This is a genomic window from Sphingobacterium sp. ML3W (assembly GCF_029542085.1).
Classification (GTDB): domain Bacteria; phylum Bacteroidota; class Bacteroidia; order Sphingobacteriales; family Sphingobacteriaceae; genus Sphingobacterium.
In genome coordinates, this window is record NZ_CP107036.1 from 1,782,074 (window position 1) to 1,804,708 (window position 22,635).

Here is a 22,635-nt window from a genome sequence, read left to right on the forward strand (position 1 = left end):
CACCAAGACCTATCCAAATACAATCGATTAAAACCTATTTAGAAATTTAAAGATAAGATCTGCCGCTAGTTTTGCTGTACGGGCATCGATATCAAAATATGGATTTAACTCTGCGATATCCATGGATTTCAAATTAGGCAGCCCCATAATAGCGCTGTACAAATCGAAAAATAGATCATCCGGAACAATGCCATTAAAGGCTAGTGCACTTACACCAGGTGCATAAGGAGCCGCGAAAACATCCAGGTCGACAGTTAAGTATATATAATCAACCTGACTGGCAAATACTTCAATTTGCTCCTTAATAGCATTAAGCTTACCTGGAACCAGATCTCTTCGTTCGATAATCTGCGTATGCTTGGACTTTGCATAGTTGATAAGACCATTTGTATTGCTGATCTCCTGTATACCAATCGCCATATAATGAAACGATTGGCCTATACCTTCACGGTCCGCTTCAATCTGGTAAAATCCTGTTCCTGAATTCCCCTGCCCTCCAGCAAGCGCACGCATATCCAAATGAGCATCCAGGTTGATAATACCGACCTTATGTCCACCATCAGCCACAAAATCTTTTATTCCGAGATAATGCCCATAAGTCACCTCGTGTCCACCTCCCAATACGACAGGAAATCCACCTGCTTTAAGAATTGAAGACACAGCATAACCTAGCGCCAATTGAGCAGACTCTAAATCGCAATCTTTAAGAAAAATATCACCAGCATCTTTAAGTGTTAGTTTAGATGAAAAATGAACTGGGAGATTAGCAAGTACGTTTCGTATTGCACCAGGTCCATCCTTCGCACCCACCCGTCCCTGGTTGCGGGCGACACCTTCGTCACTGCAAAACCCCAGGAACACCACTGACTGATTCAAATTGGGATCGACCAACAGGTCTGTACATTCCATCAATTGATGCCAGCGCATCCAATCCCTTTGTTCGCCGTCGATTCGCCCTTTCCAGACGGCCTGGTCTCCCCTTATATATAAGTCCCGCTGGTTAAGTAAAAGATTCATTCGTTGTCATTAAACAATTCATCAATAATATGGTCGTCCACCAGTTGTGCGCGGGTAACCTGTAGCGTTGGATTACTTGCCATTGCACTATCCAAGGCTTGATTTGCCTCTTTATTACGCGCCCAAGCACGCCTAGCGATACCATTATTCACATCAAAGTACAACATTTTCTCCAGTTTACCATCTGCGGCTACCGAACCATCAAGCAACATTCCGAAACCACCATTGATTACTTCGCCCCAGCCAACACCGCCACCATTGTGAATGGAGACCCAGGTCGCACCACGAAAACTATCACCTATCACATTATGTATCGCCATATCCGCGGTAAACTGACTTCCGTCGTAGATATTGCTCGTCTCCCGATAAGGGGAATCCGTTCCACTGACATCGTGATGATCTCGTCCCAATACAACTGGACCAGCAAGTTCTCCGTTTCGAACGGCTTCGTTAAATGCTTTGGCAATAGCGATACGGCCATTAGAATCTGCATACAGGATACGGGCTTGTGAACCTACAACCAACTTATTCTTTCCGGCCTCCTTGATCCATTGGATGTTATCCAACATCTGCTGTTGGATCTCCTTTGGCGCTATCGCCTGAAGCGATGTCAGTACATCCATTGCAAGCTGATCTGTCTTTTCCAGATCTGTAGTCTCTCCGGAGGTACATACCCAACGAAACGGACCAAAACCATAGTCAAAGCACATGGGCCCTAAAATATCCTGAACATAAGATGGATATATAAATTTGTCCCCCTCTGAGTCCAATATTGCCGCTCCGGCACGACTACTTTCTAACAGAAATGCATTGCCATAGTCGAAGAAATATGTACCCTTGGCAACATGATTATTAATGGCATCTACATGACGAACTAAAGTTGCCTGAACAAGCTGCTTAAATCTATCCGGATCGGTGGCCATCAACACATTGGACTCATCAAACGATAAGCCCATTGGATAATAACCTCCAGACCAAGGATTATGAAGCGATGTCTGGTCAGATCCAACAGTCACATAAATATGCTCGCGGTCAAAGGCCTCCCAGACCTCCACAATATTACCAATATAAGCAAAGGATATCGTCTGCTGTTTATCCATCGCTATGCGAACCTGCTCCACCAATTGGTCAATATCTTCCACCAATACATCTACCCAACCCTGCTCGTGTCTTTTTTTCGCGGCTGTAGGATTGACCTCAGCACAGACGGTAATGCAGCCAGCAATATTGCCTGCTTTCGGCTGTGCACCACTCATCCCCCCGAGGCCGGAGGTCAAAAACACTTTTCCTTGGATAGACTCTCCAACTGGAAGCTGCCGACGGAAGGCGTTCATGACCGTAATTGTTGTTCCGTGCACAATACCTTGTGGGCCAATGTACATATAGGAACCTGCAGTCATCTGCCCATATTGGGTGACACCAAGCGCATTGTACCGCTCCCAATCATCGGGTTTCGAATAATTCGGAATCATCATACCATTGCTGACAACAACCCGGGGAGCATGTTCCGAAGATGGAAATAAACCCATTGGATGACCACTGTACATATGCAGCGTCTGTTCATCCGTCATCTGGGAAAGATAATGCATTGTCAGGCGATATTGTGCCCAATTTTGAAATACAGCACCATTACCACCATAAGTAATCAGCTCATGGGGATGTTGGGCAACAGCAGGATCCAAGTTATTCTGAATCATCAGCATAATGGCCGCTGCTTGTTTACTTTTTGCCGGGTAGGCTGCTATCGGACGTGCATACATTTCATAACTTGGCCTAAAGCGATACATATAGACCCTTCCGTACGCTTTTAATTCGGCCAGAAACTCCCGTGCCAATTCCGCATGCCATGATTTTGGGAAGTAACGCAGGGCATTTCTGAGCGCAAGCTTTTCCTCTTTTTTAGAAAGAATATCTTTGCGTCGTGGTGCATGACTTACAGTCAGATCACGCGCTATCTTCGGGGGTAGCTGCGAAGGGATACCTTCTGCAACTACACGACTAAATACATTGTCCATCATCGTTCAATTGAAAACACTTCCTTACCATTTTTCCAGACAGCCGAAGGCTGCATACTTCCTTGATAATAAGTGATATTTTGATAATTATTGGTCTGAAATAAACTAAAATCCGCTCGCATTCCCTTTGCCAGTTTCCCGCGATCATGCAGATTCAAGGCATGTGCTGCCCGGAAGGTCAATGCTGACAAAACCTCCGCGTTGCTGAGCTTTTCCATTGTTGCCAATATACAGGCACTGGTCAGCAATTGGCCAATCGGTGCGGAACCTGGATTCCAGTCACTTGCGATTGCTAAACTTGCGCCAGCGTCCAACAGTTTGCGTGCAGGTGTGAAAGCACAACCGATACCAATAGATGCCGCAGGCAATGCCACAGCAACAGTATCAGACTGTGCCAAAAGCTCAATTTCGATTGCAGTAGACGCTTCAAGGTGATCAGCGGATCGTGCTCCTAATTCCACTGCAACTTGACTTCCGGAGGTGCTGAACTGATCTGCATGAACCGTCAAATCGAAGCCCATTTCTTTGGCCCGTTGCAAGTACGGTCTGATCGTTTCGGCGTCAAATGCTGTTTTTTCAATAAAAGCATCCACCCGATTGGCCAACTGCTGTGCTTTCAATTCTGGGAAGAGAGCTGCCTCCATCAAATCAAGGTAATCTTTTGCCGATCCCTTATAGTCCCGTGGTAGCATATGTGCTGCTAGACAAGTCGGTATTAAATCCGCAGCAGTTTGGTCATTTGCCCTCTTAATAGCGCGCAAAATCTTAAGTTCTTCTTCAACCTGAAGACCATAACCACTTTTAACTTCGATAGTTGTAATACCTTGCCGAAATAAAAAACCGGAACGATCGATAGTCAGTTGTACCAGTTCATCTTCAGCACTGGCTCTTGTCTGGGATACCGTACTCCAAATTCCCCCGCCGGATTCCGCAATTTCCAGATAGGAAGAACCTGCGTTACGAAGCGCAAAATCATTTGCCCGCTGCCCTGCATAGCTAATGTGGGTATGGCAATCCACGAAGCCTGGTAAAGCAACCTGATCACCGTCAAGATGAATAATGGCAGCTCTTTCCTGCCATTGTTGACATAAAAGGTTAAAATCAGCTATCTCTTGAATGATTTCTCCTTCAATCAAAATGCCAGCATGATCAATGATCTGTAATTCGTTATCCTTTATAGCACCTTTCAATGAAATATGATCCATTGTCAATAATTGCCTGAAAGGACCTATAAGTTTTAAATCTTTTTCCATGATATGCCAATCTAAAATGTATCAAAACGTTCTACCAACGCGGTCTCAACATCTTGCTGCGGATTAGTCTGCTGACGTAGGGTAATCAGTTCACCCGATTTGACCAATTCCAATGCATTCGTTAACAAAGCTTCCATTGGCTGATCGGATTCAATATGTGGAATAAACTGCCGTATGCGTTCATGAACCGCTTCCAATGCCGGAGTAGACCGCAGCGGGTGATGATAATCCTTCGCCTGTGCTGCGCATAACAATTCAATACTTAGTATTTTATCCACATTGTCGATCACCTGTAGTAACTTTCTACCCGAAATGGAACCCATACTCACATGATCTTCTTGTCCCAGTGATGTTGGGATACTATCCGCACTTGCTGGAAAACACAAACCCTTATTCTCACTTGCAATAGCAGCCGTACTATATTGGAGAATCATAAAACCAGAATTAAGTCCTGTCGATTTCATCAACAACTTAGGCACCCCATTGGTTTGCCCCTCCAGGGATAAATACACCCTCCGATCTGATATATTACCTATTTCCGATACGGCAAGTGTCGCATAATCCAAAGGCAAAGCAATGGACTGTCCATGGAAACTGCCGCCACTGATCGTTAATTCATCGTTTATAATAACAGGATTATCTGTTACCGAGTTGATTTCAACCTCGATCGTGTCCTTTAAGTGAAGCCATGCATTACGTGAAGCGCCATGCACCTGTGGGATACAACGTAAAGAATACGGATCCTGAACACGCGAACAATCTTTATGACTTTCTAAAATAGCTGACCCATAAAGTAAGGAATGGATATTTGAAGCAACATAGCGATTGCCAGCATGTGGACGCAGTTGATGTAATTCGGAAAAGAAAGGTTTAATGGATCCATTCAGCCCTTCGATCATCAACGCAGCAATAATATCCGCATTTTGAAGTACTCTGTTGAACTCGCTAACAGCTTTCACACCATGAGCAGCCATAAACTGTGTCCCATTGATCAAGGCCAATCCCTCCTTAGCACCTAATTGAACAGGCTTAAGACCATGTTGCGCTAAAATATCCGCCGTTGTATAAATCTCACCCTTGACATTCACTTTGCCAAGCCCAATCAGGGGTAGGAAAAGATGGGACAATGGTGCCAGGTCCCCCGAAGCACCAACTGAACCTTGTTTGGGTACAACAGGAATAACATCCTGCTCGATATGCCATATTATACGTTCCAATGTACTGTACTGAACACCCGAAAAGCCCTTGGCCAATGCATGAACTTTCAATATAAGCATCACTTTGGCCAAATCATTTGCAATGGGCTCGCCCATCCCTACAGCATGGCTCTTCAGGATATTCTCCTGCAGCACCTGCGTCTGATCTGCATCAATCAGTGTCGTACAAAGCGGACCAAAGCCGGTATTGATACCATAAACCACCTGTCCCCGTTCGACAATCTGGCGTACATAGGCTGCACTCTGATCGATAGCTGCCTTCACTTCTGCTGAGATCTCCCCTTTAACCTCCCCTTTTGCTATTGCCAAGGCAATGGAACTGGTTAAATGTCCACTACCGTATAAAAATTTTTCCATTGTTATAAAGCTTTTATCAAATTTAGCCGCTATATTTAATAATTAGAAATACCATTTTTATCATCAATTGATAACCATGAATTATCAAATAGAACTTAGACATCTTCTTTATTTTAAAGTATTAGCCGAAGAGCTCCATTTCAGGAAAGCTGCTGAACGGCTTTTCATTGCCCAGCCGGGTCTGAGTCGACAGATCAAGCAACTGGAGGAAAACTATCATGTAACGCTGTTTGAGCGCAATAAAAGAAATGTCTCCTTAACGGAGGCCGGAGGTTATCTCTTTGACGAGGTGAAAGAACTGTTTAGGCATCTAGATCAGATTGACACGCAGCTCCAGAGTTTGGCCAACGGCAAGATCAGCACCCTAAAGTTGGGCTTTATCGGATCGGCAGTACAAACAATATTACCTCAGTTGTTACTCACCCTCAAACAAAAGCAACCCGACATCGAACTGTCACTACACGAACTTGCCAATGAAACACAATTGGATCTTATTCAAAAAAAAGAACTTGATTTCGGTTTTGTCCGTCTTTCCGAAACACCGATAGGATTGCATAGCCTTCCTATCCATACGGAACATTTCAGTCTGGTACTACCAAACAATCATCCCTTGTTAAAACAGGAGAAACCTGATCTATACCAATTGAAGAACGAATCTTTTATTCTGTTTTCCAAAAATTACAGTCACTCCTATTATGATTTGGTCATGAGTATTTTTCAGGATCATCAGTTTACACCAAAAGTTACACTCCGGACGGTAAATGCATTAACTATATTTAATATGGTGGCACAGGGACTAGGTGTTGCCATTGTACCAGCGTCTTTAAAAAATGGTTATCAGGTTGATGTACGTTTTCTTGAACTGGATACCTTAGCACAACGAACTACCTTATCTTTGGTATGGAATGCCGAAAATCGCAACCCAGGGATACCTTTCGTTTTAGATATTATTGCTTCTCAGGGCCCGAAAGCTATCATTACTGACACTTAGACCTTTTTTATCGTGGAAATATTTGATATATTTACTTGACTATATATTTAAAAAAACAAATTATGATTTTAGAAGTAGCCGTACTACAAATTATCGAGGGACAACAGTCTAATTTCGAACGTGATTATAAAACTGCTTGCCAGTACATTAGCGCTAGCAAAGGGTATATAACACATTCACTCCGCAAATGCCTTGAAAAGGATAACCAATACATCCTATTGGTCGAATGGGAAACTTTAGAGGATCATACAGTAGGTTTCAGAGAATCTCAATTATTTAAGGAATGGGAAAAACTATTACATCACTATTATGACCCCTTCCCGACAGTGGAACATTATGAAGTGTTAAAATAGTTTTTTCATCCATCTTTTTCAATAATATCTACTACCTTTGTAGGAATTATAAATTCAACTTTTAACCCCTGTAAAGTCCTGGACTTTATAGCTATGTACAGAATAAGATGTATACAAAAGAAAAAGCAAAAGTAAATAGTTTCACGGTAGACCATACCAAATTGAAACAAGGGATATATGCTAAAGCTTCCAATACCAATAGTAGCGCTATTGAAAGCTATACGACTTACGATATCCGCATGATCAGACCGAATTCACCGGAACGTATGTTGTCTCCGGAGGTGATGCATACATTGGAGCATTGTTTTGCGACAGAAATTAGAACAATTTTGGGTGATGAAGTCATCTATGTTGGTCCAATGGGATGCTGCACCGGATTTTATGTGGTCTTAGCGGGTACAGACAGAAGTCCCCAAGCTGTAGCCGAATTGATGAAAGAAGTGCTGGAAACGATTTTGACTGAAGGATACGAAGTACCTTTTCAAAATCCGATCAGCTGTGGTAACTACACATTCATGGATTTCACTACATCGAAACAAGCCTGTGTCAATTTCTTGCATTTAATCAATGCTGGAGAGCTCGCTTTCGAATACCCTTATATTGAAGAAAATTAAATGATTCTTAACAAAGAGATTGAAACAATCATTCTGGTAGCAAATAAAAATGAATTATCTTTTACTACCGAAAATAAATCAACCTTCATCTATGAAATAGGTGTTGGAAAAGTAAACGCGCTTTTGTCGTTGGCAACGCTCTATGAAGACATCAAAGCACTGGGCATCAACCCTGTTCTACTGAATGTTGGCACGGTCGGATGCACAAGATACCCAATTGGGCATGTATTGTATCCGAGCTACTATGCTCAGGGCGATGCTTATACAGATGGATTCTTTTTAGAAAATACACTTTTCCTAAAAGGACAAGGAGTAATCGAATCGGTTTCTCTTGACAAATTTGACTACGAAGAGGCACTGCTGACTTCAGATCGTTTTATCAATGTCAATACGGCCTTCTATCAAGATATCAAACACCTGAACCCTTTGGCCTTTGATATGGAATCCTATGCGCTGGCAAATTTCTGCTTGCTCAAAAACCTGCCTTTTCACAGTATCAAGATCGTTTCAGATAACTGCGATGGTACAGTGAAAGATTGGGAAAGTATCCTTGGTGAAATTTCGGGGCGATTGGGGACAATCCTGGATGAGTTTATGAGAGACCGACTGGTCAAGGAAAAAATAGACATCCCGAGCGTTTCATAAGACTGAACACGCCATAAAAAGACCTGTAGCGAATACTACAGGTCTTTTTTTGAAATAATTATCGACTCTATTTACAGCTAAAAGTAAAGCGGAACTAACTATTACCTAAATTTTCTATTTAAGTCCGATAAAAATCACCAATAGACTTTATTTGAATTAATCAAAACGATTTTGAGCTAGGGTTTGTTCAGTTATATGGATACGCACCCATCGTTATATTCATTATAACTCTTCTACACTGCAAATAAATCGATCTAATATTTTTATGAAGAATAAAAAGAAAATAATAATTTCAAATAGACTGCCGATACAAATAGAACGAAAAAAAGACAAGCTTATCATCAAACCTAGTGCTGGTGGTTTGGCTACTGGCCTAAATTCGGCCTTTGACTCTACTGAAATCTGCTGGGTTGGCTGGCCTGGAATAGTTCCCAAAGATGACAGTGAAAAAGAGAAAATCATCGCACTGCTCAAGCCGATGAATCTGCTCCCCGTTTTTTTATCAAAAGAAGAAATCCACAATTTCTATGAAGGTTACTCCAATGAGGTCCTATGGCCGATATGCCACTATCAACCGAGCTATATCCATTTTGATCGGGAATACTGGTCAACTTATGTTGCTGTAAATAAAAAATTTTGTGATGCTGCGCTTTCGGCACAGCATTCTCCCGATTTTATCTGGGTACAGGATTATCAGCTCATGCTGCTGCCACAATTATTACGTCAAGAAAATCAGGAACTCAATATTGGCTATTTTCATCATATCCCCTTCCCTTCAGAGGAGCTATTTATGAATATTCCCCAACGGAAAGAGCTTATTGAAGGTTTACTCGGCGCGGATCTTATTGGATTTCACACCTTTGCAGATAGCCAAAATTTTCTTAATGCCTGTAAAAAAGTATTGCATGTACCTTGTGGTCACAATCAGCTCAAATACAGCGATAGACATATATTTGTAGAATCATTCCCCATGGGAATAGACTACGACAAGTTTGTCCGCACGAGTTCCCGTCCCGAAGTTAATGCAATCGCCACCCAATTTCGCAGTCATTTTCCAAACCAAAAAATAATAATATCAGTAGACCGGCTTGACTATAGCAAAGGCATATTGGAAAGACTACGTGCTTTCCTGACCTTCCTGGAAAAATATCCGGAATGGCATTCCAAAGTCGTACTGTATATGCTTATCGTTCCTTCCAGAGATAAGGTGTCACAATATAAAAAACTGAAAGATGAAATAAACCGAAAAGTAAGCGAGATTAATTCAATTTATGGCAATCTGAGTTGGACTCCCGTACTCTATTTTTATAAATCCCTTCCTTTTGAAGAACTTATAGGACTCTATATTGCATCTGATATATGTATGATTACTTCGACGAGAGATGGCATGAATCTCGTTAGCAAGGAATATATCGCCTGTAAGACCAATTCTGATGGTGTATTGATTCTGAGTGAATTTGCAGGTGCTTCGAAGGAACTCGTAGATGCGCTTATTGTCAACCCATACAACCGAGTTGAAACTGCGGATAGTATCTATCATGCGATTAGAATGCCACCAGAAGAGATTCGCGAACGTACAGAAGCTAATCGCCAGATTATACAGAAGTTCAACGTACATCATTGGGTTCGCCTTTTTCTAGATCGAATGGCAGAAACAAAGGCCATACAACGTGATGAATGGGCAAGGCGAATTTCAGATAAAGTTTTTAACAGTATCGCTGAACGGTACAGACAAAGCCATAACAGGCTCTTTTTTTTGGATTATGACGGCACACTGGTCAAATTTCAAAATCATGCCCAGAAAGCCAGCCCAACGGTTCTTTTGTACAATCTCCTGGATAGTATTATCGCCGATCCGCTCAATACGTTGGTCATCATCAGCGGGCGTTCGCAGGAGAGCTTATCTACCTGGTTTGATGGGCGCTCCTACTATTTGGTCGCTGAACATGGGATATGGTCTAATTTTCCCAACTTTAACTGGGCCTACAAAAAGGGCTTGGCACTACACTGGATGCCAGAAGTCAAAAAGCTGATGGAAAAGTTGGCTGATCAGACACCCGGTGCCTATATAGAAGCCAAACCATACTCCTTGGCCTGGCATTACCGTAAAGTGGAACAAGGACTCGGAGAACTCAAAGCCGCAGAACTGAAGGAAATTTTAAATCCTATGTTAAATGACTATGGATTACAGCTCCTTGATGGAAATGCCGTAATTGAAGTTAAGAATACCGAAGTCAACAAAGGAAAAGCTGCCCTAGAAATCGCGGGGCATATTAAAGCCGATTTTCTATTGGCTATCGGTGATGATGTCACCGATGAAGATCTTTTCAAATATCTACCCCGCTCTACTATTAGCATAAAAGTTGGCAACAATAAATCGGCAGCAAAATATTATTTGGATCAACAGGAAGATGTACTTCAATTTTTAAATCAACTTATTATAAATCATGAAGGAAAATAAGACAGCAAACAGACATATGTATCAAGCGGGTATAATCGGCAACTGTTCCTATATAGCGCATGTAGACATTAACAGTAATATCTCTTGGTTATGTTGGCCATCATTTGAAGATAGTTTCGTTTTTGGTGGTCTAATAGATAAAAACCAAGGGGGCTGTTTCGTCGTAAAACCCGAAGAAGAAATTGTAGAAACGAAACAGTATTACATCAAAAATTCAAATATACTCTGTACAGAAATCCATACTGAATCTTTTGCCTATCGCATTACAGATTTCGCACCCCGATTCGAACAATTTGGACGATATTTTAAACCGCTGATGTTGATCCGTAAAATAGAACCGCTACGCGGTGCACCCAGCGTTAATATCCAATGTCAGCCCACGGGAAATTATGGTCGTAATGCGTTAAAAGCCACGCGGGGAAGCAACCATATTCTCTATAGTAGCGCTGATATCGGTGAACGCATTCGCCTGACGACAGATGTACCGATATCACATTTTTTTCAAGAGGACAGCTGGACAATTATCAGCGAGAATAAATATCTTATATTGACCTATGATGCAGCTTTCGAATCTGCGATTGCCAGCACATGTGAAGACTTCTTTGTCAAAACATTGAGCTACTGGCAGCGCTGGATTAAAAGATGTAGTATTCCCAATATCTACCAAAAAGAAGTGATTCGTTCGGCCCTGGTACTCAAATTGCACCAATATGAAGATACAGGAGCTATTATTGCCGCATCGACCACCAGCCTACCCGAATTTCCGGGCTCAGGAAGAAACTGGGATTATCGCTATTGCTGGGTCCGTGACAGCTATTATGTATTGACCGCATTGACGCATATTGGTCAGTTTGAAGAAATGGAAAGTTTTGCCAACTATATCGCTGGTATTACTCATCACAACCCGGGCAGGCTTCAACCCTTATATGGCATATTGGGAACCTCTGAATTGACGGAACATATCCTACCTGATCTAAAAGGATATCAGGACAGTGGTCCCGTGCGCATCGGCAACCAAGCATTCGAACATATCCAGAATGATGTTTATGGACAGGCAATGATAGCCCTCCTCCCACTGTTTACAGACCAACGTTTCAAAATCCACGAGAACAAAAATGTACTGGGCTGGGTAAACTTTATTTTGGAGAAAATCGAAGCAACGATCGATGAGAAAGATGCCGGAATCTGGGAATTTAGAAATTTTGCCAACCACCATTGTTATTCCAACCTTTTTCAATGGGTCGGCTGCAAGGCTGCTTTGCTTATCGCCCGCCAAAATGGTTATCAAGATATGGAACAGCGCGCCACTGTTTTGCTCGAAAAGGCAGCCACCTATATTGAAGCTTGCTATGACGAAGAAAGAAAAGTTTACCAAAATGCGTTGAACAGCCGAAATTTAGATGCCAGCACACTACAACTGATTGTGATGGATTACTTAGATCCCAAATCAGATCGGGCTTGGCAACATCTCGAAATGCTTGAAAAAGAACTGAAAGGTGAAAATGGACTCTTTTACCGCTACAAACACCAAGATGATTTTGGCAAACCCAAATCTACCTTTTTAGTTTGTGCATTCTGGTATGTGGAAGCTTTGGCCTGCGTAGGAAGAGTTGAAGAAGCAAAAGAAATACTGGAAAAGCTGTTGACCTACAGTAACCATTTGGGCTTATTCAGTGAGGATGTTACGGAAGATAATGGTAGCCAATGGGGCAATTTCCCACAGGCGTATAGCCACGTAGGACTGATGAACGCTGTATATCGGCTCGCCATTAAATTGGACAAGCCCATCTTTTCATTATAAAGCACAAAAAATGCGGTCAACTAGGTTGACCGCATTCTCTTCTTATATGTAAGTTTACAATTAATCGAATGCTTACATTTTATCTAACCAATCTTCCACCTCTTCTTTTGTCTTACCAGTTTTTTGTTGCAACTTACCCAACAACTCATCTTCTTTACCTTCTGCATATAACAAATCATCATCGGTCAAATCAGCATATTGTTGCTTTACTTTTCCTTTTAACTCGTTCCAACGTCCTTTCCATGTTAAATTACTCATAATACTTCCTTTTAGTTTAAAAATGAATTGATATACTATATATTATATTAAAGTTTTTATATCAACGTTTGTTTATATTCATCGAAATGTTCACATATTTCTTCCATTCCGATACTTTTACCCATTAGATCAATGAAGCGGTTTTTATAAAGTGAAAAAATATACAAACCTGTAGCAATATTCCCGATAACAAATATGCCTTCAAGTTCGTTGCTTCTAACGATCTTATCCTTTAAATGACATTCCTTTAGCAATGGAATATTGTAGGAAGACCATTTTCCCATTCGATCTCTAAGTATCAATCCGATATCTTTTGCTTTCACCATTGTTATTGTGTTTTCTAATGATAGAACAGTTGTCAAAGGTTAAATGTTTCAAAAATTCAACGACTAAAAACAGAACAAGTGTTTAATTTTAAGTCCACCGTATTTATACGTCCGTTTATCGTTCGACTACCTGGCCTGACTATGGGGTCATGGCAGGAGTCATACTATTATTACAAGCCCCTACCTAGCATTTCCGATTCCCTAATTGCATTGGGAATACCCTGATTAACATGGTCGATTGAAAAAAAAAGTTTCCAAACCTTTCGGAATGGAAACTTGATGTTAAAGGTCTCCCATGGAGTAAGGTTTATTTTTTACCTGGCAAGTAGATCTGGAACCCAACGCCTACACCCAAACCACTCGCTCCAGTACCGGTATTAATGCTGGCCTTGCTATAATTGTAACCGAAAGTTGCTTCCAAAGCTACAGTTCTGGTAATAAAATGCGCATAACCAACATTTGCTCCTAATGCCAATGCAGCACTTTTTCCAACTGAGCTCCCAGAGATACCGATGTCACCCTGACCGAAAAAACGTCCTGTGGAAGAGCCACCTTGAGGAAAATAGTATCGAACAAAAGGTGCTATACCATAGGTCCATTCGTTGTCCGCATCCTTCTGTGTTCGCAAACCCAGGTTAGCCTGTGCACCGATTGCTAAACCGTCTGACACAAAATAGCCTGCGCGCGGTTGCAATGCGGCATTAAACGACTTTCCTTCGAAACTATAACCCAGACTACCGATTGATCCACCGACCATCCAGTTGCCTTGACGGATAGGCTCAACACCGACATCGGAGGACATCTGTGGTGTAGTTTCGATCTTTTGCGCGTTTGCCTGTAAACAAATACCGCCTGTAACCAATAAAAGTAGTGCAAATTTTCTCATAGTATCTTTTTTAATAAATTACTTTAGTTTAATAACAAGTTACATGGTTGAAAAGTTTTGTATTTATTATTAATTTCATTTTTAGTACAGAAACTATCTTATCCTATCCAATAGCAGCTCCATCGCACAAAAAGACAACGATTCGATGCTGACAGCTGTTCATTTAGTAAAAAGGAATGATGAGAACAACAATTCAATTTCGTAGTGGTGCGCCGATGACATTTGAAGATGCTTTTATACTACTAAACGAAATAGACCCTATCGGCAATAGTCCAGGTACGGATAGCGGCACACCCGTACGCAAAGCTCCAAAGGTTCCTGACTTGAAAGAAGTAACACCGGATAACTATTATCCGGAAAGTGCTACCGGCCCCGACCCTACAGAGGAAGAGCAACGTGACAGAGATGATCTGGACCATATCGATCCAGAACATGACAAACATCCGCAGAAACCGGATCATGAAGAAGAGGATATCTATACGCCCGATACTGACCAGGAGGAGGATGTGGAGGAAAAAGGCTTATAATGAAAGATTAAAAATAAAACGATATGACTAAAAATCATGAAAAACAGATCAAAGATGATACAAACCCACTAATCAAAAAACTCCCTTCGTAAAGGGAGTTTTTTATTAACGGTTTCCTATTGACGCTGATAACATGTCTAATGTTTAACATCCGTTGAACTATCCTTTTGTGTGGAGTCCAGTAAGGTCGTATCCTTCTGCATACTCATCTTTTGCTGCTCACTCAAGTTGTACCTTGTTTCATCGGCATCACTCGGGGCAATATTATCCGATTGTCCGCTTCCCTCCTGATTATTTTTGGAGGAATTTTTACAGGAAAACAAGATTGTGCTACCTAATAGTACAATTGCAATCATAGGTATTAATTTCTTTAATTTTTTCATATATAATTATTTTTGTTTGCTAATCTTTATTAAATAACCCTATTGAAGAATCTTTAGTTCAATAAAAAATGAAAAACTGTTCAAATTGGCTACAAATGCAGACAGTTTACCTGATTAAATTTTCATTATCAAGCCCCGTAATTAGGACATTTTTTAAGGGAATAAATACCCTATTGACCTGCTAGAAAAAAGTTTGGGCAGGCAGTCATTAAGGCATTATTTTTCGAATAAACTAGCCTCTATTGTAGCGTTTCAGCTACAAAGTATCAAAATGCGGCTATACGTATTTTCCGCAGTTAGCTGTTTAAACAAACATTAACAGCTCAATTATAGCAAAACCTAGCACTCTAATTGCACCAATCTTTCAAGAAAATCAATCATTTTAAATAAACGAAAGATATCATGAACAATTCCAATTTAAACTTGCTGGTCGAAGAAAAAAGAAGCTTATTAAAACATTTCGCGGGAAAATTCACTACCGATCCTGACGAAAAGGAGGACTTGATTCAGGAAACACTTATTCGCGCATTGAAGTCGATCGATGACTTTATTAAGCATCCCAAATTAATGTCCTGGTTGTACGTGATCATGAAGAATGTTTACATTAATCAGTATCGCAAAGCAAAGCGAACGAACGAAATTCATGAAACCTACATTGGCCTCGAGGCTTACAATACAACTGAATCGAATAAAGGTGAAAACAAGTTCGTATCAGACGATATCGAAAAGGCGATGTGTAACCTTTCGGAGGAAAATTACCAAATCTTCCAGTTATTCTTGGAAGGTTACAAATATCATGAAATTGCCTCATATTTTGGGATGCCAGAAGGAACAATAAAGACGAGAATACATATGACACGCAAGAAATTACAAAAGCACCTAAAAGTATATCAACTTAAATAAAACCAAATATCATTTTTGCTGTTAACATAGCATAAGTCCTTTATAGAGATTTGTCAGTACACTAAAAAAATAGCCATATGAATCCTAAAATCATTAAATTCGATCAGCACTATATGTCGGTTTTGCTGATTATTTGTGGTGGTCCTATCGGAAAGGGAAATAATAAGACAATCGTTTTGTCAGCTACAACCACTGCAACAAATAAAAAACAAACTAAGGAGAATATTGAAGAGGAAAAGAAACCTGCTTCTTTAAATAAAACAAAGTAAAATACATACAAATAAAGAGATCACTTTAACTGAATAATTGATCTCTTTTTTTGTCTGTGCAATACCCCAACCGACTGATAGATCTTAGCTCCGCATTTTACCCATTAATTAACAGGGTAGAAATACGTGTACTTCTTTTTTTCTCAACGGAACAGTTCCTGAATCAGTTCTTAGATTGAGAAATAATTTAATCACATAAAAATCATACGACATGGAAACGATAACAATCAATGATAGTACATTAATCAATGACTTGATACAAATCAATAATGATCGTATTGCCGGGTATAAAAAAGCAATTGAAATCGCAACACGACTCCATATTGAAGGCTTAAATGACATCTTTGTCGAATATATGAGTCAATCCGAGCTATTTATTGAGGAACTCAAACCTTATCTGGAGCAACAAGCTCAGGCGGCTACCGAGGGTACAATGGTCAGTGGCAAACTCTTTAGGATATGGATGGATATCAAATCTGTCGTTTCAGGAAACGACGAAAAAAGTTTATTATCAAGTTGTGAACAAGGCGAAGATGCTTTTAAAAAGACCTATAAAGATGTTGTTGACAATCAAGATTGGGAAATTACACACGATTTATTACTTCTGATTGAAAAACAGCTCGCAATACAACTTGAAGCACATGAATACATCAAAACATTACGGGATAATGCATCTTAAATAATCCTGCTTTTATCCGAAGACCTAAGATCCTTATTATTTCAATAAATGAGGATCTTTGTATTAAAATACAGCATAATTAAGCTCCATAAACTACCTGTATGAAGATAATAAATACCAAAGGATACACAAGACGTAAAGTTAAACAAAGCTTTAAATACTTTGATGACTCAGGTAAGGCGATTACCGATACCAAGGTATTAGACAGAATAAATCATTTGGTTATTCCGCCAAACTGGAAAGCTGTTTGGATTTCAAAAAATGCGGGGAGTGATCTACAAGCTTATGGTTTTGACCAGAAGGACCGTAAACAATACATCTATCATCGTAAATTTGTGCAGCAAAAACAAACAGAGAAATTTAGGCATATTCTTTATATGGGACAGTATCTGCAAGATCTCAGAAAAATAACCTCCCGACATTTGAAACATCAGGACTGGGATATGGAAAAACTATGTGCAATTGCCTTTAAGATAATGGATAGTACACTTGTACGGATTGGAAACAAGCGCTATACGTTAGAAAACAAGTCTTATGGGCTCAGTACACTCGAAAAAAGACATGTAAAAATAACCGACAATACAATCATATTAGCCTATAAGGGTAAAAAGGGTGTCTTTCAGGAAAAATCCTGGAAAGACAAGCAGCAAGCGAAATTACTTAGCGAACTACTCCAGTTTAATGGGAAAAGGCTTTTTCAGCTTGATAAAACATCTTGTAAAAGTAGATTTTGTGGCCGCATATTCAATGCTTATCTACGGGATCATTGTCCCGGCCAGATCAGCTGTAAAGATATCCGTATCTGGGGCGCCAGCCGGGAAGCGTTCAACCTTTTATCCCAAACAAAGCAAGGGGAAGATTTAAATACACGAAAAAAGCAGCTGAATGCGGTGATAAAGACAGTCGCCAAGCAGCTGGGCAATACCAAAACAGTTTCTGAAAATTATTATATCCATCCTGCTATACAGATGACATTTATGGAAGGAAGATTTCCATTCATCAAGGAAAAATTGACGCTCAGCAAGCTAGAAAACAAACTGTTTCGTTTCCTGTTAAAATATAGCTAATCCGCTATCGTCCAAACTTAAACCATTCGGACAGGGGGTGTTTTCTATTTTCTAACCAAAAGGCCACCATTTCCATTGCAGTGACTGAAAATGTAATCCCATTGCCACCAAAACCACAGACAAAATAGCTGTTTTTAAACGCCTTATGTTCACCAATATACGGTAGGCCATCTTTGGTTACCCCAAAAGTTCCAGCCCAGGTAAAATCTGTTAAAAAAGGTCTATTGAAGATCTTCTGGAAAGACTTTCCTAACTTATCCGACTTTTTGGCAATTAAGGCATCCCGCTTCTGTGGATCGCGAAACTCCTCATCCTCCCCCCCGATCAAAAATCGACCATCATCGGTCGTTCGCATATAGAGGTAAGGGTCGGAAGTGTTCCAGATCAATACGTCCTTGTACTGCTGATACAATGTAGAATCCACTTCGGAGACAATCGCGAAGGTACTTAACAAGTCCACAAACTTCTCGGGAATAACCGAAACAGTCTCATAGCCCGTGCAATATATAATTTTTTTTGTGCGGATCGTTGCGCCTGTAGATACTGTAACCATAGTGCTCTGCCCACTCCTTTTAACAGAGACAAGTTCCGTCTTATCAAATACCTCCAATCCCGCTTTTACATTATAAACCAATAGTTCATGGGCAAAGCAAAAAGCATCCATACTAGCGCCCTGTTCGGAAAGTATCCCACCATACGCATTCGCTAGCCCATATTGCGCTTGAATTTCGTCCGCAGATAGCCAGTTGACGGCAAATCCTGCAGATTCCCGCGCATTAAATTCTTGTTTTAGCCATGGAATATCCTTTTTACGTGCGGCATAATATAAGGATTCCTTTGCGCGAAAACCGGCTTTAGATTTGATTTTCCGTGTAAGTAAACCAATGTCATCTATTGCTTTGCTACAGGCCTTATAACTAGCAATAGCGCCCTCTTCACCGATTAGTTTCTTTAATTCATAGAGCGGTGTATCAATCTCATATTGCAACATGGACGTTGTTGCTGCTGAGCTTCCATTAGCGATCTCGCGTTTATCAATAAGCACACAGTTCTTCCCCATCGCCATACATTGATGGGCAATGAGGGCGCCAGTGATTCCGCCACCAACAATTAAAATATCGCAGGTTTTGTCCTGATGCAGGGAGGGATAAGTCGCCAAAAGCCCATTTTTTATCAACCAAAAAGGTTCATTAGATTTTAAATCCATAATAAGTGACAAGCAAATGCACTAATAACCAAATACGAGAGGAAAAGTTTGGATTGCTGTTTCCTAAAGTTCCATTTAACATATTCCAACGCGCCATGGTTTACCATAGGCACTTCGCAGATTTGCCCTTGTCAGAAAAAGATCTTGCCCATAGATAACTTACAATTATTCGCATCAAACCAAATTGAATTGAATAATGTTCTTTAGTAAAAAGGCATGAAAAATATTATTCCTGAACAGAAAGAAGGAAAGAAACTGGATTGCTTCGAATCCATTGATTTTGAGAGTACCACAATGGCTGACCTGGCCTTTGATTCCGCATGTTCCAGTCTCTCACATGTCAATCACTGGTATGAGCTAGCCACAATTCCAGCGACGACTTTTCAATTAACGAACAGCGTTGGACTGCCTATTGACCGACCATTGGCGCTACATGACTATATTAGGCTGAATATCCCTGGTCCCGGCCTTCCCAGCAGTGCCGGATATGACTGGGTCAATGTCGTTAATATCATCCAGGATTCAACGTCCGAATATAAACTATATGCCTTAACCCTAAAACCTTGCCCAGACCCACAACATCCGGAAAATAAAGATACCGCCCACTTTTTTGAAGGGATCTCCTCCTCTACCTTTCTCGTAGAACAACGACGCAACAGCATTTTAATTCAGTATGCGGGACGAAACGAGATTATCAACGTGGAAAACCATAGCCTTGGAGACAATATCAGAAACTTAATTATTGGGATGGCTGCTAAAATAGGTGCATCTTATCCGCAGTGGAAATTGCTCGTCAAAGGCCTTGCAAACCATATCCGCAGCGAACAAAAATAAATATAGGAGCGAACTGTCAGGTAGAATACGATTTATTTAAAAGAAAATAATTTTAAATATTGAAATCTAGCCAATAAAAACATCCGATTTGCCACAGATAACCATTCAAACTGTGTTAATTTTTTCGTATATTTAAGCTATATCATAAGGAGTTTTTGGGTTACGTATGAATACTGCTTTTCAATCTAACAATCAAAATACGATCAATCTTCAGCATTTTGGTAGTCTTGTTGTTTTGGATGAACAATTTACTATTGTGGCTTTGAGTGAGTTTGCAGCTGAAAAAGCTGCCCTTCCTACTTCCACCCTATTGGGAACTAACTTTTTCGAAAGTTTTGCTGTAGCCTTTGGTGATGCTATTCGAAAAATAGCGACTGCCTTGAGCGAGTTACGAGAACATGGACAATCGCGTCATATTCTACCTATTAAAATATTCCAAGAACGTGTCTATTTTAAACTTAAAATAGACCAGGGGCATTTTTATATTGAATGGGAGGAACAACACAAAAAATATATATCCGCAAGAAAGATAAACGAATTCAACTTCTTACTTGACACCATCCAACCTAACAACTGGGATCGGGTCTGTTTGGCTATCAATAGATTATTGAATTACGATCGTGTTTTTGTTCTTCAGGTTCAAGAAACAGGATATAGTGAAGTGATTGCCGAACATACTTCTGATGGCAAACCTTATTTTAGAGGGAAAGAATTTTCTAAAGACTTCATGCCCAAAGAGGCAATGGAATATTATAGTAACTATTCGTATCGTTATATCCCCAATGTTAAAAAAAATGACCAGAATTTTGTTTATGTTGAAGACAGCATTGATACACTTTCCAGTTTGCTCTGCCCACTTCCCCATCTCCATCGTCTTTTTCTGGAAAAGATCAATGTTCAGAGCGCCTTATTTTTCCGTATTTGTATAGATGACGAATTTTGGGGGCTAGTTGTAGCGCAGCACGCAGAAGAAAAAGTGATAGATCTGCAACAACGGAAACTTTGTACTTTTGCTATTCAAGCCGCTACCAACAAATATGAAAGCCATGTTAAACAGAATCTACTTGAAAGAACAGAGCTCCTTAATAGCGCAGAAGTAGAACTAAAAAAAAGCCTATCTGAGAATAAAATGGTGAATTGTGCTTTGGTTCAGCACATAGATACCCTCATGCAATTGGTCAATGCGGACGGTTTGTCTATATTTAATCAGGGTGATGTATTTAACCATGGGCATACACCACATAAAACACTGTTTTATGAAATCATTCAATTCCTGCAAACGCATAGTGATAAAGCTTTATTCAAGGATTACAATTTTACATTAAATCATCAGAATCATTTTAAAGAAAAATTGAATTTTGCGGGTCTGATGTACCTCAAAGTCGGCATAGAAAGTGATTATTACCTTGTATGGTTCAGAAAAGCAAGCCAAAGTCGTGTCATGCAAATCCGGCAGGATCAAAAACACCGTCGAAAGCCGGATTATTTGGAGGTCTGGGAGGATGTTCGTTATGATGTGGCAAAGCCATGGAACGATGCTGAAATCAATTTCGTGCTGCGATTGAACCAGATTATCAAAGAATCTATATTTAGAAAACTGAGAGAAAGACAGTTACTCAACGAAGAACTGTTGAGCCTGAACAATGAATTAGAAATGTTTACTTATACCCTATCGCACGATCTGAAAAACCCCTTGTCAATCTTAAAAATGGGTATACAATTTCTACAGCAGCATTCCGACGATATTGATCTTTCAAAAACTAACAAATGGTATCAAAATTTCAGCAGGAGTGTTTCCAATATCGAAGACATCATCAACAATATGGTCCAATTGAGTCAACACCGTGCGAGCGTTTTGGACAAAGAACCACTTCCCATGGCTTACACACTGCAGCGTATTTTCCAGGAAAACAAAACCCTTTATAATACACCTGATTGTCAGTCATATTTTGGGCAATTACTACCGATTTGGGGCGAAAAGAGTGCCGTCTACCAGATCTTTACCAATCTTATTGTTAACGCGATCAAATATTCTGCTCAATCGGACAAACCTGCGATTAAAATTGAAAGTACAAATCAGGACGATATGACTTATTATTGCATCAAAGATAATGGTATAGGCATCCCTGAGGAGCATCTACCACATATCTATGAAATGTTTTCCCGTGCTGACAACGTCTCGGGTATTCCAGGTACAGGGATCGGACTATCGCTTGTTAAACGCGTCATGGAACGTTTGGGAGGTACAATAGAGATCGAATCCACCGTTGGTTTAGGAACAACAGTCCACTTATATTTCCCTATTGTGGCACCTTTTCCGGATCATATGCTCAATGATTGATTTACGTAGCTTCGGAGAATATGACTGCTAGAAACCGCTCCGGAGCTAATCATATTGCTGATGATTGACGTGTTGGAGTTCTGCCCAAAAAGATCAATACTAGTTCTTCTTAGTTAATTTTCGGTAAACAACCAGGGTTATCACAAAAATAAAAATGAGAATAAAAAGCCAAATACCTGGTTCGGCATACCATTCATTTGAATTCCCGTTATTTAACGCTTCCGTTTGTTC

The 22,635-nt window shown here is 40.3% G+C and carries 22 protein-coding genes; 13 read left to right on the plus strand and 9 right to left on the minus strand.

Annotated elements, in window-relative coordinates:
- Positions 1-27 precede the first annotated feature (27 nt).
- Genes hutG through hutH form a run of 4 tightly spaced genes read right to left on the minus strand, consistent with a single transcriptional unit; the run spans position 28 to position 5,859 of the window.
- Positions 28-1,017 (minus strand): formimidoylglutamase, encoded by a 990-nt coding sequence (hutG, locus tag OGI71_RS07650; RefSeq protein WP_282254805.1) that lies wholly within the window; start codon positions 1,015-1,017, stop codon positions 28-30.
- Positions 1,014-3,035, minus strand: a complete 2,022-nt coding sequence (locus OGI71_RS07655; RefSeq protein WP_282254806.1) for a urocanate hydratase — start codon at positions 3,033-3,035, stop codon at positions 1,014-1,016. Before OGI71_RS07655 ends, hutG begins: the two co-directional genes overlap by 4 nt.
- Complete coding sequence (gene hutI, locus OGI71_RS07660; RefSeq protein ID WP_282254807.1) at positions 3,032-4,285, minus strand: imidazolonepropionase; 1,254 nt, start codon at positions 4,283-4,285, stop codon at positions 3,032-3,034. The genes OGI71_RS07655 and hutI overlap by 4 nt, the downstream gene beginning before the upstream one ends.
- 11 nt (positions 4,286-4,296) lie before the next feature.
- Positions 4,297-5,859, minus strand: coding sequence for a histidine ammonia-lyase (gene hutH, locus OGI71_RS07665; protein ID WP_282254808.1), 1,563 nt, complete (start codon positions 5,857-5,859; stop codon positions 4,297-4,299).
- Between the two features lie 76 nt (positions 5,860-5,935).
- Between hutH and OGI71_RS07670 the strand changes: the two genes are divergently transcribed.
- The 6 genes from OGI71_RS07670 to OGI71_RS07695 all read left to right on the plus strand — a co-directional run bounded on the left by OGI71_RS07670 (position 5,936) and on the right by OGI71_RS07695 (position 12,724).
- Positions 5,936-6,850, plus strand: coding sequence for a LysR family transcriptional regulator (locus OGI71_RS07670; RefSeq protein ID WP_282254810.1), 915 nt, complete (start codon positions 5,936-5,938; stop codon positions 6,848-6,850).
- A 62-nt stretch (positions 6,851-6,912) separates the two neighbouring features.
- Entirely contained in the window at positions 6,913-7,203 is a 291-nt protein-coding gene (locus OGI71_RS07675; RefSeq protein ID WP_120257879.1) for an antibiotic biosynthesis monooxygenase, read from the plus strand.
- Between the two features lie 107 nt (positions 7,204-7,310).
- Entirely contained in the window at positions 7,311-7,817 is a 507-nt protein-coding gene (locus tag OGI71_RS07680) for an S-ribosylhomocysteine lyase (RefSeq protein WP_120257880.1), read from the plus strand.
- Positions 7,818-8,462 (plus strand): hypothetical protein, encoded by a 645-nt coding sequence (locus OGI71_RS07685; protein WP_282254811.1) that lies wholly within the window; start codon positions 7,818-7,820, stop codon positions 8,460-8,462.
- 265 nt (positions 8,463-8,727) lie between these two features.
- Positions 8,728-10,923 (plus strand): bifunctional alpha,alpha-trehalose-phosphate synthase (UDP-forming)/trehalose-phosphatase, encoded by a 2,196-nt coding sequence (locus OGI71_RS07690; protein WP_282254812.1) that lies wholly within the window; start codon positions 8,728-8,730, stop codon positions 10,921-10,923.
- Positions 10,910-12,724: a glycoside hydrolase family 15 protein gene (locus tag OGI71_RS07695; RefSeq protein ID WP_282254813.1), complete on the plus strand. Its 1,815-nt coding sequence runs from the start codon at positions 10,910-10,912 to the stop codon at positions 12,722-12,724. The genes OGI71_RS07690 and OGI71_RS07695 overlap by 14 nt, the downstream gene beginning before the upstream one ends.
- A gap of 72 nt (positions 12,725-12,796) precedes the next feature.
- Here the strand turns inward: OGI71_RS07695 and OGI71_RS07700 are convergent, their stop codons facing one another.
- The 3 genes from OGI71_RS07700 to OGI71_RS07710 all read right to left on the minus strand — a co-directional run bounded on the left by OGI71_RS07700 (position 12,797) and on the right by OGI71_RS07710 (position 14,194).
- A complete protein-coding gene (locus tag OGI71_RS07700; RefSeq protein WP_104382022.1) occupies positions 12,797-12,982 on the minus strand; it encodes a CsbD family protein in 186 nt (61 codons plus the stop codon).
- 56 nt (positions 12,983-13,038) lie between these two features.
- Positions 13,039-13,308, minus strand: coding sequence for a hypothetical protein (locus OGI71_RS07705; protein ID WP_223585233.1), 270 nt, complete (start codon positions 13,306-13,308; stop codon positions 13,039-13,041).
- Positions 13,309-13,615: 307 nt separating this feature from the next.
- Positions 13,616-14,194, minus strand: coding sequence for a hypothetical protein (locus OGI71_RS07710; RefSeq protein ID WP_120257884.1), 579 nt, complete (start codon positions 14,192-14,194; stop codon positions 13,616-13,618).
- A 176-nt stretch (positions 14,195-14,370) separates the two neighbouring features.
- On the opposite strand from OGI71_RS07710, the gene OGI71_RS07715 reads away from it, so the two are divergent.
- On the plus strand, positions 14,371-14,721 hold the full coding sequence (locus OGI71_RS07715) for a hypothetical protein (protein WP_282254816.1): 351 nt from the start codon (positions 14,371-14,373) through the stop codon (positions 14,719-14,721).
- A gap of 137 nt (positions 14,722-14,858) precedes the next feature.
- Here OGI71_RS07715 and OGI71_RS07720 read toward each other — a convergent pair whose 3' ends face one another.
- Complete coding sequence (locus OGI71_RS07720; RefSeq protein WP_282254817.1) at positions 14,859-15,104, minus strand: hypothetical protein; 246 nt, start codon at positions 15,102-15,104, stop codon at positions 14,859-14,861.
- 402 nt (positions 15,105-15,506) lie between these two features.
- Between OGI71_RS07720 and OGI71_RS07725 the strand changes: the two genes are divergently transcribed.
- The 4 genes from OGI71_RS07725 (at position 15,507) to OGI71_RS07740 (ending at position 18,022) form a co-directional block, all read left to right on the plus strand.
- A complete protein-coding gene (locus tag OGI71_RS07725; protein WP_282254818.1) occupies positions 15,507-16,007 on the plus strand; it encodes an RNA polymerase sigma factor in 501 nt (166 codons plus the stop codon).
- Positions 16,008-16,084: 77 nt separating this feature from the next.
- Complete coding sequence (locus OGI71_RS07730) at positions 16,085-16,276, plus strand: hypothetical protein (RefSeq protein WP_282254819.1); 192 nt, start codon at positions 16,085-16,087, stop codon at positions 16,274-16,276.
- A 211-nt stretch (positions 16,277-16,487) separates the two neighbouring features.
- Positions 16,488-16,955, plus strand: a complete 468-nt coding sequence (locus OGI71_RS07735; RefSeq protein WP_282254820.1) for a PA2169 family four-helix-bundle protein — start codon at positions 16,488-16,490, stop codon at positions 16,953-16,955.
- A 101-nt stretch (positions 16,956-17,056) separates the two neighbouring features.
- Complete coding sequence (locus OGI71_RS07740) at positions 17,057-18,022, plus strand: hypothetical protein (RefSeq protein WP_282254821.1); 966 nt, start codon at positions 17,057-17,059, stop codon at positions 18,020-18,022.
- A gap of 4 nt (positions 18,023-18,026) precedes the next feature.
- On the opposite strand, the gene OGI71_RS07745 is transcribed toward OGI71_RS07740, so the two are convergent.
- Positions 18,027-19,229, minus strand: coding sequence for an FAD-binding oxidoreductase (locus OGI71_RS07745; protein WP_282254822.1), 1,203 nt, complete (start codon positions 19,227-19,229; stop codon positions 18,027-18,029).
- Positions 19,230-19,445: 216 nt separating this feature from the next.
- Here OGI71_RS07745 and OGI71_RS07750 point away from each other — a divergent pair, with 216 nt between their 5' ends.
- The gene (locus tag OGI71_RS07750) at positions 19,446-20,063 is read left to right on the plus strand and encodes a hypothetical protein (protein WP_282254823.1); all 618 of its coding nucleotides are present in this window, start codon (positions 19,446-19,448) and stop codon (positions 20,061-20,063) included.
- Between the two features lie 166 nt (positions 20,064-20,229).
- On the plus strand, positions 20,230-22,404 hold the full coding sequence (locus OGI71_RS07755) for an ATP-binding protein (RefSeq protein ID WP_282254824.1): 2,175 nt from the start codon (positions 20,230-20,232) through the stop codon (positions 22,402-22,404).
- Positions 22,405-22,635: the final 231 nt, after the last annotated feature.